11 protein-coding genes are annotated in these 17,316 nt (G+C 28.6%); 1 reads left to right on the top strand and 10 read right to left on the bottom strand.

Going from position 1 to position 17,316, the window contains the following annotated elements:
- Positions 1-139 precede the first annotated feature (139 nt).
- The 3 genes from aspS to secDF form a co-directional block, all read right to left on the bottom strand.
- A complete protein-coding gene (gene aspS, locus R7X45_RS02810) occupies positions 140-1,852 on the bottom strand; it encodes an aspartate--tRNA ligase (RefSeq protein WP_313359311.1) in 1,713 nt (570 codons plus the stop codon).
- Positions 1,845-3,131, bottom strand: coding sequence for a histidine--tRNA ligase (gene hisS / locus R7X45_RS02805; RefSeq protein WP_313359310.1), 1,287 nt, complete (start codon positions 3,129-3,131; stop codon positions 1,845-1,847). The genes aspS and hisS overlap by 8 nt, the downstream gene beginning before the upstream one ends.
- Before the next feature lie 96 nt (positions 3,132-3,227).
- Positions 3,228-5,822 (bottom strand): protein translocase subunit SecDF, encoded by a 2,595-nt coding sequence (gene secDF / locus R7X45_RS02800; RefSeq protein ID WP_313359309.1) that lies wholly within the window; start codon positions 5,820-5,822, stop codon positions 3,228-3,230.
- Between the two features lie 132 nt (positions 5,823-5,954).
- On the opposite strand from secDF, the gene glyA reads away from it, so the two are divergent.
- Positions 5,955-7,211, top strand: coding sequence for a serine hydroxymethyltransferase (glyA, locus tag R7X45_RS02795; RefSeq protein WP_318055828.1), 1,257 nt, complete (start codon positions 5,955-5,957; stop codon positions 7,209-7,211).
- 891 nt (positions 7,212-8,102) lie between these two features.
- Here the strand turns inward: glyA and R7X45_RS02790 are convergent.
- The 7 genes from R7X45_RS02790 to ybeY form a co-directional block, all read right to left on the bottom strand.
- A complete protein-coding gene (locus R7X45_RS02790) occupies positions 8,103-8,837 on the bottom strand; it encodes a glycerophosphodiester phosphodiesterase family protein (protein ID WP_318055827.1) in 735 nt (244 codons plus the stop codon).
- Positions 8,830-10,263: an MFS transporter gene (locus tag R7X45_RS02785; RefSeq protein WP_313359306.1), complete on the bottom strand. Its 1,434-nt coding sequence runs from the start codon at positions 10,261-10,263 to the stop codon at positions 8,830-8,832. Before R7X45_RS02785 ends, R7X45_RS02790 begins: the two co-directional genes overlap by 8 nt.
- An 895-nt stretch (positions 10,264-11,158) precedes the next feature.
- Positions 11,159-12,973, bottom strand: a complete 1,815-nt coding sequence (locus tag R7X45_RS02780) for an SGNH/GDSL hydrolase family protein (protein ID WP_313359305.1) — start codon at positions 12,971-12,973, stop codon at positions 11,159-11,161.
- Positions 12,974-13,963: 990 nt separating this feature from the next.
- Entirely contained in the window at positions 13,964-15,325 is a 1,362-nt protein-coding gene (locus tag R7X45_RS02775; RefSeq protein ID WP_318055826.1) for a dihydrolipoyl dehydrogenase, read from the bottom strand.
- 250 nt (positions 15,326-15,575) lie between these two features.
- Complete coding sequence (gene era, locus R7X45_RS02770; RefSeq protein WP_157356270.1) at positions 15,576-16,460, bottom strand: GTPase Era; 885 nt, start codon at positions 16,458-16,460, stop codon at positions 15,576-15,578.
- Between the two features lie 2 nt (positions 16,461-16,462).
- The gene (cdd, locus tag R7X45_RS02765; RefSeq protein ID WP_318055825.1) at positions 16,463-16,858 is read right to left on the bottom strand and encodes a cytidine deaminase; all 396 of its coding nucleotides are present in this window, start codon (positions 16,856-16,858) and stop codon (positions 16,463-16,465) included.
- The gene (gene ybeY, locus R7X45_RS02760) at positions 16,858-17,310 is read right to left on the bottom strand and encodes an rRNA maturation RNase YbeY (RefSeq protein ID WP_334308815.1); all 453 of its coding nucleotides are present in this window, start codon (positions 17,308-17,310) and stop codon (positions 16,858-16,860) included. Before ybeY ends, cdd begins: the two co-directional genes overlap by 1 nt.
- Positions 17,311-17,316: the final 6 nt, after the last annotated feature.

Genomic DNA, 17,316 nt, shown 5'->3' with positions numbered 1-17,316 from the left:
TTGCATTGAGTTTAAATAGTAGTTGTATTTTTTTATGATTTTTGTTATTTTATCCATAAATTGATTTTGTCAGTGTTTTTGCTTAAATTAATATGCTAATTTCTGTTTTTTCTTCCAAAATTTATCAACTTTTTGGAAATTATTCTTTATCTGTGTCGCTAATTTTGATATTGTATTCAGATAATGACTCAGGATTTATTGATGAAGGCGAATTTAGCAATAAGTCCAAACCTTTTGAATTTACTGGAAAAGCAATAACATCACGAATTGAGTTAGTTTGTAATAAAATCATAATTAGACGGTCAAGACCGAAAGCAAAGCCTCCATGAGGTGGGACTCCAAAATTAAAAGCTTTTAAAAGACTGCCAAATTGAAGGTTAATCTGATCTTGATTAAGACCTAAAATTCTAAAAATTTTACTTTGTAATTCAGAATTATTAATTCTTATTGAACCAGAACCAAGTTCAAAACCATTAAGCACAAGATCATAAGACTGAGCGCGAACTTTTATAGGGTCAGTATCTAAAAATTCAATATTTTCAACAACAGGCGCTGTAAAAGGGTGGTGAGCCGAAGTTATTTGCTGATTTGAATCAAGTTCAAAAAGTGGTCAGTTAATAATTCAAGCAAATTTAAATTCATTTTTATTGATAATAAGGTCGTATTTTTGTGCTAATAAATTCCGTAAAGCCCCAAGAGCTAATGATGTTTCTTGATAATTATCAGAAATTAAAAATAAAGTTCCGTTTTGATAATTGTTGTCTAATAGTCAACTTTCAAGCTTAGATTTCAAGGCAGATTCATCAGTTTTAAAAGAAAAATACGAAATTTTTCCAGATTCAATATGAACATATAAAAGTCTGTTTGCATTATGTTGTCTTATTTTTTCAGAAAAAATTCGATAATCTGCTTTTGAAATTAAAACATTTTCAAGAAAAATTCCACGCGTTTTACCTTGGAAAAGTGGATCTTGAGCATCAAGAAAATCAAGGGAAAATAATTTATTTTCAAATCGCAAGTCAGGTTTGTCGGTTCCATATTTGTCAATTACAAAATCATAGTCAAGCCGCGGAAATTCAATGTTTGAGTTAGAGTAAATTTTTTCTCACAAATATTTTATAAGATTTTCAATTTGACTGGAGATTTGCTCAAAATTACTAAAGCCAAATTCTAAATCTAGTTGACAAAATTCAAATTGGCGGTCCTTTCTTAGATCCTCATCACGAAAGACGCGCGCAAATTGGAAGTATTTTTCAAATCCAGAAACCATTAAAAGTTGCTTATAAATTTGAGGTGACTGCGGTAAGGAAAAAAATTTTCCTTTTTGTCGAGTAGGAACTAAAAAAGATCTTGCTCCTTCGGGTGTTGATTTTGACAAAATCGGAGTTTCAATTTCAATAAAATTATTTTCAAAAAGGAAAGAACGAATATAGTGAAAAACTTTATAACGAAAAGTCAAATTTTTCTGCATTACTTCACGGCGTAAATCTAAAAATCGGTATTCCAAACGTAAATCTTCATTGGCGTGAGCCTCATTATGAATTTCAAACGGAATTGGCTGAGAAAATGAAAGTGTTTCAAAATTTATTGCATTTATTTCAAGATCACCGTTATGAATTTTTGTATTTGGATTGCTTCTTAGCGATAAAATACCTTCAACACGCACAACAGATTCTTTTGAGTATTTGTCGACTTTTTTGGTATTTTCATCAATAATTACTTGAAAAATTCCCTGATAATCACGGATTACCACAAAGGTTTTACTTTTAATTTTACGAATATTTTGGACTCAGCCTTGAATTGAAACTATATTTCCAATTTGTTCTTTGGATAAATTTTTTGAATTATACATGAGTTTCTCCGTCTATAATTGTTCTTAAAAATGTAAAATCAATATTTAAAAGTGAAATTGCTTTATTAATAGATGTTTTCAGATTTTTGATTGATATCTGACCAGGTTGTTCGTCTTTTTCAAAGAAAAAAGCAAATTTTGCGCCTGATTTTTTTGCTTTTTGAAATCCATCTTTAATTGATAGAGGCGATTTATTTAAATCAACTCGAAAATTTTGCTCGCGGAGTAAAATTGCAAGTTGAAAATTTTTAAGAATTTCATCTTTACTAAAGCCGATTAAATAAAAATCTAAATTTGTTAATTTAGTAGGGGAATTAGATTTAAAAATTTCTATTAGACGCTCAATTCCAAAGGCAACCCCGATACTTTTAAAATTAGACATCCCAAATTTTTGTGGTAAATTATTATAACAACCTCCACCAGCGAATGTTAATTTTGAACCTAAAATTTTGCCATTATCAATAAATTCAAAAACAAATTCATCATAATAATCAAGCCCTCGAACTAATGAGTAGTCAATCACGTAATTAATTTTAAATTTTTCAAAAATTGAAATTATTGAATTGAAATTTTTCTTATCCTCTGTTGATCAAAAGTCACTTATTTTTGGGGCTGATTTAACAAAATCTTTAGAAGATTCTATCTTGTCATCAAGAATTCTCAAAGGATTATTTTTAATGCGCAATTTAGAGATAGGCTCGAGTTTATCGATATATTTTTCAAAATATTGACTTAAAGCTTTAGAATATTCTTGTCTTGTTTGTGAATTTGAAAGGTAATTAATTTTAAGTTGGTAGTTTTGAATTTTAAGATTTTCAAGAATTTTAATAACTAAAAGAATAACTTCTAAAACTTGTAAAAAAAATGACTCTGGTTTATAGTTAGTAATTTCAAATCCGGCTTGATAAAACTGACGAAAACGTCCTTTTTGTGGTTTTTCATAGCGAAACATGGGACCAAAATAAAAAAATTTTTTTTCAATTTGGTGTAATTTGTGCTGCCAAATTGCCCGCATGATCGGTGCAGTTCCCTCGGGTCTTAAAGCTAATTGTCGATCTGATTTATCTAAAAATTTATAGAGTTCTTTAGTTACTATATCTGAATCTTGACTAGTTTTTTCGAAAATTTCTGCATATTCAAAAATTGGTGTTTCAATATATGAGAAATTAAATTTTCCAGCATATTGGAAAAAAATATTACGGATTTTTAGGAATATTTCACTTTCTTGCTCAACAATATCATAAGTACCCTTAGGACTTGAATTTAAGAATGATTTCATTTTTAACCTTTAATTTTGAACCATAGAAAATTTTACAAAATAAAAACCAAAAATTAAAATAGATATTTTTTAGTAATTATTTTAATTTTTGGTTACTTATTTTTCATAGTCATTAATGCTTGCAAATGTTTGTTCATGAACTTTTTGGATATTTCAGTATTTAGCGTTAATTCTTTTTTGTTTTTTATAGTTTCGATATGCTTCTAATTTATTTCATATTCTAGTTGCGACAAATAATGAAGAATATGTTCCGATTATAACACCTATAAGCATTGTTAAGCTGAAGACTACATCAATTGATTCATAAAAAATCATTAAAACTATGATTGTAAAAATTGTTGTTAGCGATGTAAAAATAGATCTTTTAGCTGTGTCTTTAATTGCCTCTAATGAAATTTGGTTAATTTTTTCACTTTTATAAACATCAACGTGATTTGTTTCGCTAAATTTGGTTTTAATACGGTCAAAGACAACAATTGTATCGTTTACAGTATAACCAATTAGAGTTAAAATTGCAACAACCAAATTTTGAGATATTTGAATTCGAGTGATAATAATCGCAGAAAATACCATTAAAACATTAAATAATTGGGAAAGAATAATTGCAAATGAAAAAGTTCATTTAAATCTAATCAGTGTAAAAATACTTACAAAAACAAGTGCTAAGCCAACTGAAAGTATTGCATTAAAAATTAATTTTTGTGCTTCTTCATTTGAAATTGAATAATTTGTCATTCGAATATTTGAGAAATTGCTTTGAATTTCTGAATTAAGGGTCGAAAGTCTGGAAGCTAAGTCTAGTTGGGTTTTAACTTCAATATTAAAAATAGAAGATGACTCATTTAGAGGATTTAAAATTATTTGCGAATTTGTACTATTAATATTATGTGAATTTAAAAAATCAATTATTTTATTAGCTTTTTCTTGATTTATCAAGTCAAAACTTGAATTTGAGGTTTCAATTAGCAAGTTTGTACCACCACTAAAGTCAATAGCTAAATTAAAGCCTGAACCAAAAGACTTATAAATTCCGGCAAAAGTTGCAAAAACCACTAGCGAACCCACAAACAAAACAAGCGGAGTTCATCTAGAATATTTATAAATTTTTTCATAATTAATTCTTGAATAAACTGATTGGTAACCCCGTTCATATTTTTTCAAGTAATAATTTTTTATACCTAAAAGTCAAAATCTGTTACTTTTTTGGAAATAATCAGCTTTAAGAATAAAACTTGTGAAAAATTTTGTAAATCCAATTGTAACTATTAGTGTAAAGACAATTGAAAAAATAAGAGTAATTGAGAAACTTTTTACATTTTTTGTTCCAAAAAAGAACAAAACAAGTGCGGCTATCAGTGTTGTAACATTTGAGTCAATAATTGCATTAAAGGATGTTCGATTAGCTTGGGAGTTTGCTTTTATGGCCGAATTACCGGCATAAATTCTCGACTTAAATAGTTCAAAACTAATGACATTTGCGTCAATATTCATCCCAATTCCAACAACAAGCGCTGAAATGGTTATTGGAGAATATTCGCCTCGAACAATCGTGAAAAAAAGTAATGTCAAAAAGACATAAAGTGAAAGTGAAATTGTTGCAACAATTCCTAAAACACCGTAATTTACAATCAAAAATAGCGAAATTATCGCAATTGCTAGACCAATTGCAATTCATCCAGCAATAAAGGCTGACTCAGACTTGGTTTTGCTAACAAATGAAGCTGACAAAAAATCTAATTTATAATCAGCAGTCCCATAATTAATATCAAGTGCTAATTGTTTTGCTTCTTGAGGAGAAAAATTACCTGTAATTACAAAGGATTTTCCATTTAATGCTTGACTAACTGTTGCATCGGAAATTAAATATCTTTTTGCATCAATTTGGAATTTTTTAAGTGAAGGTTGTAAAATTTTTCGGTCTGGCAAAAAATCAGGGGTAGTTTTTTCACCAACGTGTAAAAAATTATATATATTTTTATTAGCCCTTTCCCACTGAAGCGGGAATTTTTCTTGGGCTATTTTTTTAAGTTCAGAAATATTAGACCAAATTAAAATTCTGTTTTGACCACGGGGCAATTTCGAAATATGTTCAGTGGCTTTAGTTCACTCTAATTGAGCATTGTTGTCTTTTAATTCGATTAATACTTGATTACTTGATGGATTTTGGGGATTTGGCTGTGAAAGGGCAGAACCTGGAGCAAATGGAACTAACCAATTTGACTCATCGCCGTTTTCAAGACTAAGGTTTGTTTCAAATTTACCATCAAAAAAGAGGGGATTTGTGTTAACATCTGTAATTGTTAAGGTTGGTTTATTGACTATTTCTTCAATAAATTGCTCTAATTCACGGTTATTAGAGATTTTATTACGTGAAATTCTTATTCGTCCTTCACCTTCGGTAAAAACGTTGGTACCATTCAAATTAGCCCCGCCGGTTAGACGCTGGAAAATAGCCGAATCTGCCTCCTGAACAACTTTTGAAGATGGAATTTTTCCGTCCAAAGTTTTAACTTGAACTAAAACCTCAGCTCCACCGCCATATTCAATTGAGCGATTAATGTTCTGAGAAATATAGTAATTTGAAACGAGAAAAACACCACTTCCAAGAAAAGAAAATGTTAAAAAAGCAAGAAAAAAACGCTTTCAACTATTAAGCGAAAACAACCTAGCAAAAAAACTACGTATTTTCATGACTTCCCCTTCTAGTAAATTTAAAATTATACCATGTTTTGCTTAGCAAATGCAAAAAAAATTTTTTGCAAAATGTTGGCTGTTTTTCGAATATTCCTTATTTTTATAGTATAATTTTCATGTTTTTGAGAAATGTACAAGAAAATTAATATTAAAGATCAACAAATTTCTGAGCTAATTAATTTAGAAAGTCAAAGACAAAACAACCAAATTGAGCTAATTGCCAGCGAAAATTATGCTTCTCAAGATGTTCTAAGCGCAAATGGAACAAGTTTGAGCAATAAATATGGCGAAGGTTATCCTGGAAAACGCTATTATGGTGGTTGTGAGTTTATTGACAAAATTGAATTAATTGCAATTGAACGAGCAAAGCAACTTTTTGGGACAAAATTTGCAAATGTCCAACCCTATTCAGGCTCAAGTGCAAATTCAGCCGTTTTTGCCGCACTTTTAAAACCTGGAGACAAAATTCTTGGCCTTGATTTAAGCTCAGGGGGCCATTTAACTCACGGATATAAAGTTAATTTTTCCGGAATTTTTTACACCGGAATTAGCTATTTTCTTGACAAAAATGAAACTCTTGATTATGATGAGATTGAAAAAATAGCTGTTGATACAAGACCAAATTTAATAATTTGTGGCTATTCAGCTTATTCAGGTTTGATTGACTTTGGTCGTTTTCGACAAATTGCCGACAAAGTCGGAGCCTATTTGCTGGCTGACATTGCTCATATTGCCGGCCTTATTGCCGCCGGCGTCCATCCTTCGCCAGTTGGAATTGCGCATGTAATAACATCAACAACCCAAAAAACTCTGCGCGGACCTAGAGGTGGTTTGATTCTAACAAATATTGAAGAAATTGCAAATAAAATTGACAAAATTGTCTTCCCTGGAATTCAAGGTGGTCCACTTTTTAATACAATTGCCGCAAAAGCTGTTGCATTTAATGAAGCACTGCAGCCTTGATTTAAAGATTATTGTCAGCAAATCGTTAAAAATGCCGCTTTTTTTGCAAATGAATTTGCAAAAAAAGGTGCAAGAATTGTCTCAGGAAAAACCCAAAATCACCTTTTTATTGTTGATGTGAAAAAAACCTATGATCTAACAGGCAAACAAGCACAAATTTTACTTGAATCAGTAAATATTATTACAAATAAAAATACAATTCCAAATGACAGTCTAAGTCCTTTTGTAACTTCAGGAATTCGTTTTGGCACTCCAGCAATGACTTCTCGCGGTTTTAAGGAAAAAGAATTTGCTATTCTTGCTGAAATTATTGATTTTGTTCTAAAAAAGAAAAATTTAAATCTTAGTGAAATTGAAGAAATTAAGCTAAAAGTTCAGGAATTGACAAAAAAATTTCCGGTTAAGTCTAGTTACTGGATTTAAAAAGAATAAATTATTTTTTGTTTAGGAAAAATCATCTCCGTTTTTAGGGAGATGATTTTTTTTACTTGAATTTTTAGTTAATATCTTTACCTGAATTTGACAGTTTGATAGCAAAAATTTACTTTTTAGTGAATATAAATACGCAAAAATACCGGTAAATCCGTGTTTTTTGGTGCTAAAATCTTAATTTTTATAATTCTAAAATCAACCTTTTGCAAAAAAAAAAAAAAATGTTTGGTTTAAAATAAAATTATGTTATAATAACTATCACTAAGAATAAATTAATAAATTTTATTATTGAATTAGGGGGACTTAAGAATGTTTTTGCTATACAAAAATCAGAAAATGCGAATTATCCATTATATTTTTAAATATAATGGAATGCCTTAAATTTAACCGTTTAGAAATCTATAAATTTAGGGCTTTTAGTTATTGTTCTTTCAAAACTTCATATATTTTTTTAGGCTCAGTTTAAATAAAAACGAGTTTTCTATTTGCATTGAGCTTAAATAGTAGTTGTTTTTTTTATGATTTTTGTCAGTGTTTTAACTAAAAAAGGTAGTTTAAATATTTTATAATTTTGCTTTTTGAGTTGAAATTATAGCTTTTTTTAGTTTGCTTTATTTAATTAATAAGTAGATTTTGTATTCATGAGTGTTAGATTTAAAATTCGGTGTTTTTGCTTTAATAGTTATTTTTCCTGAGTTTGGCAGTTTGATGGCGTTCCTAGTGATCTAAGTATTCGAAGTACGTATGATTTTTATTTTAATAAATTAATAAAAAAATAGGTAATTAACTTTTGCTAATGAAGTTAAAAAGTGCCCAAAACCCGGACACTTTTTAAGATTATCTCATCAAATTGGGAAACTCGAAATTTTTTTGACTAGAATTTTACTTAATATCCTTAGTATATTTGTAATTACTTATTTGACTATATACATGTTTATTATTTAAATATTTTTGGTAGCGCGCTTTTGATTTGAGAGTTCATAAGTTTAGTGGTAGGCCAAAAGCTTCAATCATTGCTGGTTCTTCATCATATAAATCCACTCAAGGATGGAGGTACTTGCAAATTTGTTTAATTTCTTTTTCGCTTACACCTGTTAGTTGAGTTTTAGTTCAAAATAAAAAACCAAGGCGATATTTAGAGTTTAATTTAAACATACGTTCAAGTGTAGAAAAATTAAAAGATGAAAAAATTATTTTGTCAAAAAAATCTTTTCCATATCTAATTGATAAATCATCAATAATTTTTTCAATTCCAATGTATTCAGTTTGATCAGTTTTAATTTCAACATTAATTACTTCAAACTTATCAAGATAAAGATCTAAAAAGTCTTCAAGTGTTAAAATGGTTTGTTTGCGAGTCTCAAGTTGAAAATGTAAACTATGATCATCATTATACAATTCAGATAAAGTGCTATTTGCAATTATTTTTTCAACACCAGCTGTTCTTTTAGCATCCTCATCATGAATGATAACTATTCTATTATCTTTAGTTAAATGAACATCTAATTCAATTCCATCAAAATTAAATTCATATGCTAAATCAAAAGCTAGTTTGGTATTTTCGGGTGCGATTCCTGAGTAACCACGATGCGCTATTAACAATTGTTTTTTAGGCATTATCTAATTCCCTTCAGCGATAATTTGTTTTACCTAGCTTTTTAAGTTCGGCTCGATTGTGCAAAAAGACTATGAATCCACAAATTGTTCCAAATAAGGCAACACCTAATGCGATTGTTAAAATTAATTGGTAACCTAAAGGCGAAGTATTTGTTTGTCCTTCAATTGTATAGATTTTCCCAACATATCCTGACAATTCATAGAACCAAGCATCTGGCGAAAACGCAATAAATGAAAGAATTCCCACTGAACTTGCATAGTTATTTTTACCAATTTCAATTTCAGCAACTTGAGTAAATCTAAGAGTTACCATTACTCATGATAGAGAACCTGCTATTAAGAATAAAATTGTTGCCAATATTATAAAGAAGATAAATAGTGGAGTTCCAGGTTCTTGAATTCCAGCTAAAGTAAGAAGTAAAATAGTTAAAATAACAAAAATTCCTGTCACTGCTGTTAAAACTAAAATGAGAATGTAGCTTCTAAATTTGTCAGCATAGTAACCAACATAAGAGCTAATTAAACCTCGAAGTCCATAAGTTCTAATTCCGCCAAGAATTGTAACTAAAATTGTAGGTGCTAAAAAGACATTATTTAACACTTGAACTAAGTAATAGGCAAAAACTGATTGGAAAGTATACATTCCCATTACAAAAATTGAAAGCATTCATAGTTTTCAATTTTTAAGTGAGACATAAATTTGGATAATATTTTTCTTGATAGATTCTAGACTAATTTTGTTAGTATAACGTTCAATTTTTTTCTCTTTGACAAAAAAGAGAACCAAAAATGAAGTAATTACTAAAAAACTACCAATTGTAAAAGTATAAGCAGCAAAAGGTGTGCTATTGATTTCATTAGTATTTTGATTGTCTGGATAATAAACTGAAGTAATAATTAAACCAATAACAAAAACTAGGAAAAATCCAATTACACCATTTGCACTACCTTGAATTCCATAAGCAAGACCTTGATTTTTTTTGTCGGTTTGCTGTGAAACTAGTTTTCAAAGTGGGGTTCAAAAGATTAGGGTTGATGTGATTCCTCAAAGACCTCAAATAATTTTATATTGAGTCAAAGCACTTTCTTCACCTAATTGTTGAGCATTTTTAATGGTTATACCAAATCAAAATGTAATAATTCCTGTTGATAAAACAGCAATAAATAAGAGTCAACGCGAACTAATCCTATTAGATAAAAATCCACCCGGTAGTTGAGTTGCAAGTGTAACTCAGCCAATAATGGCTGTCAAAGAAGCTACTTGATCTTCACGAATTCCTAAATATGTGTGCAAGTTAGGCACAATATTTTTTAAATAATAAGGAGCAGCAATAACAAAAACATCAGCAGCTGCTAATATTATTAAAGCAAAAATTTGTGATCAAGTAAAATCTTTAAATTTACTAAAAAATTTTGTTTTAACCAAAACTTCTCCTTTCAAAAAATTAAATTTACTATATTAATCATCATACAATAAATTTTCAAGAAAGTTTCAAAATTTTGGTCAAAAATGTAAATATGAAATATTTTCGTAATTTTTGTTAAAAAAACCCAAATTTGATAAAATATTTCTTAAATACTGAGTTTCAAAGTTTGATGGCAAAAATTCACTTTTTAGTGAATACAAATATGCAAAAATACCCGTAAATCCGGGTTTTTTTGACTAAAATCTTAATTTTTATTATTTTAAAATTAACTTTTGCAAAAAAAATGCTTGGTCTAAGAAAAAATTATGTTATAATGTGCATCATTAAGAATAATTAATAAATTTTGATATTGAATTACGCAGGATAAGATAAGTTTTTGCCATAAAAAAATCAGAAAATGCGAATTTTCCATTATATTTTTAGATATGATGGAATGCTTTAAATTTAACCGTTTAGAAATCTATATAAATTTAGGGCTTTTAGTTATTGTTCTTTCAAAACTTCACATATTTTTTTAGGCTCAATGTAAGTAAAAACGAGTTTTCTATTTACATTGAGTTTAAATAGTAGTTGTATTTTTTTATGATTTTGGTTATTTTATCCATAAATTGATTTTTGTCAGTGTTTAAAATAGGTAATTAACTTTTGCCAAAAAAGTTGAAAAAGCACCCAAAACCTAAACCAGGACACTTTTTTAAGATTATCTCATCAAACTGGAGAACTCGTGGAAAAACCAAATTTAATAAATTATTTCCTAAATTGAAAATAAAAAAAATGCAACAATAATATTATTTTACTATGTGCTGCATTTTTATTTTCTATTTAGTAACATGACATTAAAAAACATCATGTTTTTTAAATATTAATTATTAATAACGTGTTTTAGGGGTCTGATTAAGAACTAGAGGTTGAAGCTGATGAAGTTGAAGTCGAAGGGGTTGAGGTTGAGGTTCTTGAAGAAGTTGATGGAGTTGAAGTGGATGATGAAGATTGTCTACCTGTTAACTTCGGTAAATCCGTTAAAATTCTTCCAAGGTCAACATTTTCAACAAAGGTATTAATAATGGTATTGATTATTGAAGGGACTGTGATTTTTGAGTGGTTTTTAGGATCTTTTAGTTTTTTTTCTAGATCTTCTATTACTTTATTAAGCGCAACCTTAATTATGTCAGTTTTTGGGTCATTTAGATAAGGCTTAGCTAATTCTTCAAGTGATTTTAAAATTTCTGCAAGAGATTGTTCTGATGCTGATTCAGGGATAAATCTAACAACAGTAGTAGCGATAAAGTTTCGTGTTTTTTTAACTAAGTCTTTAAAATCTAATTTTCCAAAAATATTTGAGCTCAAAACTGATAACATTGAATCAGCTAAATCTCTTTTATCGCCCTTGATTACTGAATTTTGGGTTTTTTCAAATTCAGACTCTTCGTCAATAAAATCATTTTCGGATTTATTATCATTTATTTTCTTCAACAATTCTTCATTAGTTTTTGCAACACTTGAGAGGTCAAGAACATGTTTATATGTTAAATTTCCTGAAGCATTATCAGTGAATTTTGTAGATTTTTTAATACTATCAACAACAGCACCAGCTTGAGATTGATCCGCTGCTAATTTTAGCAATAATTGCTCAGCTATTTTTTTATAACCTTTAACTTGAGGGTGAATGTCAAATTGGGTTGCTCCCAATTTTGTATCAGAATCATTTCAAATTTCTGCATCAAATGGATCAACATAATTTACACTAGCTTTTTGGGCTGTTTCGCGAATTGCAGTATTAATTTCGGTTGTAACTTTTTGGAAATAATCTTTTTCTAAACCAAAATCATTAGCAAAAAGGTTACTTAAAACTTGCACTAAAAGTGAGTTTGGCAATTTGTATGGAAGTAAATTTATATGTAAATTAGGATTAATTGCCTTTAATTCATTTAAAAGCTTTTCTAAATCTGCTTTAAATTCTGTTATTTTGGTTGAAATTTCATTTTTTATATATTTGGCTATTTTTGGCTTTAAATCTTCTTTTTTCTTAGGAGTTTTCTTTCCATCAGCAGGAGCTGTTTCTTGAGTTGTTGCTGGAGCTGATTCTACTGTAATTTTATCTAATTCTTCTTTAATTCCGGATGTTTCAGGAGACAAAAGGGAGCCAAATTTGGTTGCAACTAAGAAAATATCATTAGCGCCAAGAGTCATTGTCAAAAGATTAGCGTTTTTAATTTTCTGAGTTAGTTCAGGGTAACTTGATTTATTAAAATTGCCAAAAACGGTAGATAAATCATTAAATTTTGTATTTTGATCGTTATTTTTAGGGACAAAAGGATTATCAGCGACTTTTCCAGTTGGGTATTTTGTAGGATTAATTAAATTAAGTCAATTTTTTACTGTTGCACCAGAAAAGGCCAAATTATCATATGAAACCAGCGAATCTTTGTTTAACTTTTGCAAATAGTGCGCAAAAAAGGAAGGATACGAAAGGCCACTTACGCCCGCCCCTTGCGAGTTAAGCTTACCTTGAAAATCGCGATAAGTTTCTTGATTAAATCCGGCGGTAACAGAATCACCAATGGCTAAATACTTAAATGTTTGCAGTTTTGCCGAGTCTTGAGAAACACATGCAACAAACGTTACTGCAGTAGCTATTGGTAATAAACCTAATGATATAAGTTTTAATCTTTTTCTAACGGGATAGTTTTGAACATTTTTGAATTTCATACTGTTTCCTTTCGATTTGAGTTTAATAAGTTAAAAATTATACTAAAAAAAAATAAAAATAAAAAACTAAAAAATCTAAATTAGTAGAAAAAACCCACTTTGAATTTGTGAGATTGATATTTTTTCTGTAAATTTAAGGCAATTTTGATCAAAATTGCAGCAAAAAAATTAATTTAAAATTAGCTTGGATATTTTATTATTTATTAAAAAACTTTATCTTCGCAAATTAATATGCTAATTTACTTTAGTTTGCTGGATCCTGAGTTTGACAGTTTGATGACAAAAATTCGCTTTTTAGTGACATAAAAATGCAAAAATACCGGTAAATCCGTGTTTTTTGACGCTAAAATTTTAATTTTTATTATTCTAAAATCAACCTTTTGTAAAAAAAGCTTGGTCTAGGAAAAAATTATGTTATAATAATTCTCACTAAGAATAAATTAATAAAATTTGTATTGAATTAAGGGGGAATTACTTATGTTCTTTGGCTAAAAAATTAGAAAACGCGAATTTTCCGTCATATTTTTAAATATGATGCAATGCCTTAAATTTAACCGTTTAGAAATCTATAAATTTAAGGCTTTTAATTATGGCTCTTTCAAAACTTCACATATTTTTTTAGGCTCAATGTAAATAAAAATGAGTTTTCTATTTACATTGAGTTTAAATAGTAGTTATATTTTTTATGGTTTTTGTTATTCTGTCCATAAATTGATTTTTGCCAGTGTTTTAAAATTGTAATTAACTTTTGTCAAAAAAGTTAAAAAAGTGCCCAAAAACCGGACACTTTTCAAGATTATTTCATCAAACTGGGAAACTCGGGAATATGCTAATTTACTTTAGTTTGCTGGATCTTTTTAATTTAAAGAAAACTTAAGTACAATTAATTTCAATAAGAAACAATGGTTTTAGAATTAACCAGTTTAAGGAAAAAAAGAAACTAATTTCCTAAAATTTTAACTAAAATTTTAGTCTAAAAAACAGTAATTATTAGGATTTTTTACTAAAAGCGATATTTCTAGAAATATAATAAACGGATTCAGCAAGTGTAGGGTGGGTAAAAGCTGAAGTTTGAAGGTCAAAAATTGTCATATTTTTGCTTATTGCTAATGCTATTTGGTTAATCAATGTCGCTGAATCTTCAAGAAAAATAGTTGCTGATAGAATTTTGTAAGTGTGTTTTTCGTAATTAATTTTAACAAAACCAATTTCAAAATCTAAGTTAGCGTGGGCTCTTGGCAAATTTCTTGCAAAAACTTGCGCTGATTCAAATTCGATTTTTGCACTTTCTAGCTCTTTTTCACTTTTTCCAACAAATGAAATATCTGGATTTGTATAAATTGCAAACGGAATATTAGATTTTACAAATTTTTCATCAGATTTTTGGTGCAAAATATGTTTTGCAACAACATCTCCATGTTTATATGCGCTTGTTGATAACATCATAATTGCGTTTAAATCGCCAATTGCATAAATATTTTCTTCAGAAGTTTGGAAAAATTCGTTTACTTTTAAAACGCCATTGTCATATTTTTCTAGATTTAACTCAGAAAATGAATCATTATTAACAGTTCTACCAACTGCAAGTAAAATATTTCCGGTTTTATGTTTAGAAATATTTTCGCCTTGTTGAATAAGCAGACCATCAGTTTCGTATTTTAAAACTTTTGCATTTGTTATGACATTTATTTTATCTCTTTGGATAATTGAATTGACAGCATCTCTTATTGATTCGTCAAAATTACCAAATAATTGATTATTTGATTCGATTATTGTTATTTTTTTGTCAAAGTTGGCATAAAAACTAGCAAACTCAAGGGCAATAACTCCGCCACCAATTATTGTTAATTCATCAAAATCGTGATAATCTAAAATTAAATCATCAGAAGTATAAACATTTGCGTTTTCAATGCCTTCAATTTGTATTTTTCTTGGTCTACTTCCAGTTGCAAGAACTATTTTATCGGCATAAATTTCGCTGATTTCAGCTTTAATTATGTTTTTAGAAACTAATTTTGCTTCTTGGTTAAAAACAGAAACGCCCGCACCATCTAGGGCACCTTTGATTGCTTGTTGCAATTTTTTACTGTTATTACGGGCATTTTCAAAGATTTTTTCTAAATTAAATGTGTGACTAGATTCAAAACCGTATTTGTCAGAATTGGACATTAATTGTCTTATTTTTGCAGACTTTAAAATTGTTTTAGTTGGAATGCAGCCCCTATTTACACAAGTTCCGCCTAAGACATTTGATTCAAAAAGTGCGACATTTTTGCCGTTATTAGCTAAAATAACTGCCAAAGAGTATCCACCTGGGCCACCACCAATTACTGCAACATCAAATTTTTTCATATGTTACTCCTTTTTTGAAGTTAAAATTAATAAATTATGAACAGCAAGCTTTTTAAATAATTTTAAAAAAGAATGCTTGCTTAGTTAAATATTTTACAGCAAAATTGTAAAATATTTAATTTATTAAAATTAAAATCTATTTTTAATAAATTTTAATAATTTTTTTTAGTAATTTTAGCAACAAAAAATGCTGTTTAGCAATAGTTGCCAAATTAATTATTTAAGGGAAAATTTATACAAACTTAAATTTTTAATAGCCAAATTTCTTAATCATTTTAGGGTCGTTAAATCATTTTTTAGCAACGGCTACTCTGTTTTTTAGAACAACTTTTTTACCAAAAATCTCTTCAAGTTCTTTGCGAGCGTTAGTGCCAATTTGCCCAAGAACTGAGCCAGCTTTACCAATAATTATTGGTAAGTGCGACTTTCTACCAACATAAATTGTTGCATCAATTCGAATACAATTTTTTTCTGATTCATCAAAATTGTCAATGACAACAGCAGTTTGGTGCGGAATTTCATCATCAACATTCAAAAGTATTTGTTTTCTTATTATTTCCTTTGCAAAAAAACGTGAACTTTGATCAGTAACATCTAAATTATTGAAAAAATGATTTGAGGGATAGGCATATTTTTCAATTTGACTTAATAAATTGGTTCGTAAATCTTCAAAATTAGTTGAAAAAGGCAAAATATTGTCAAATTCAAGTTCAAATTCTTTCATTTTTTGCGACTGTTTTTCAAAAGTAAATTCGCCATCTTCAATATCAGTTTTAGTAATTATTGCTATTTTGTTTTTAATATTTGAAATTTTTTTAGCAAATGCCTGTGTATTTTCATCAATTGGCTCGTTAACTGGGTGTAAAAAAAGAACAAGATCTATTCCCTCAAGTGTCGAATTTATCGCGAAATTTAAAGAATTACTTAAATTATTAATTTTATTATGAAAACCGGGGGTGTCAACAAAAACTATTTGAAGATTATCTTTATTATAAATTGCGTTAATTGCATCTCTAGTAGTTTGGGCTTTTAGACTAACAATTGAAACTGGAAATTGAACAATCGAGTTTATTAGTGAAGATTTACCTGAATTAGGTTGGCCAATAACTGCAACAAAACATGTTTTTGTATCCATATTTATAAAAAATCCTTATTAAATTGCAAAGGGAGAAGTTGATTTAATTTTTTCTCAATAAATTCTGCTTTTGAATTATAAAGAAAAATGCTAACATTTTCAGAAAAAAATTCAACAAAAACTTGTAAACATTGACCGCAAGGGACAATAAATTTACTAGATTTTGGGCTATAAATATGAATTTCTTTAAAATTTTCAGGATTAACTCCTTGGGCAATTGCTTGAAATATCGCTACTCTTTCGGCGCAAATTCCTGCAGGATAAACGGCATTTTCAACATTAATGCCTTCAAAAGTACGATCTTGTTTTGTTAGCAAAATTGAGGCTACTGGAAAATTGGAATAAGGACAGTAGGAATTTTTGCTTAGTTTTTTTAGGGATTCAAATATTTGTTCCATTAGCGAGAAATCTCCAAATTTTTTAAAATGTTGTCTACTTTTTCGTGCATAAATTTATTATTTTCATCATTATCATGATCCAAACCTAGTAAATGATAAAGGCTATGAGCAAAAAGGTATGAAAATTCGCGTTTTTCAGTGTGATTATAGTCTTTTGCCTGTTTTTGAATTTTTGATGGTGTCATAAAAATTTCGCCTAAAAAATGAATTTGCAAATTGTTTTCTTGAATTTTCAAGCCACTTGGAAATGATAAAACATCAGGAACATAGTCTTTATTTTTGAACTTAAGGGCTAGTTTTTGAGCTTTTTCTTCACTTATTAGCATTAAATCTAGATTAATTTCACCTTGTAAATTTTCATTTTTTGCAAAAATTTCAAAAATTTTTTTAAACAACTTTAAAAATTTAAACTTAACCTTACTTTGATTCTCAAAATTAATTAGAATTTTCACCATTTA

Source organism: Mesomycoplasma ovipneumoniae (assembly GCF_033343935.1).
GTDB lineage: Bacteria > Bacillota_I > Bacilli_A > Mycoplasmatales > Metamycoplasmataceae > Mesomycoplasma > Mesomycoplasma ovipneumoniae_G.
Note: the sequence above shows the minus strand (reverse complement) of the source record. Positions and strands in the feature narration are given on the sequence as shown.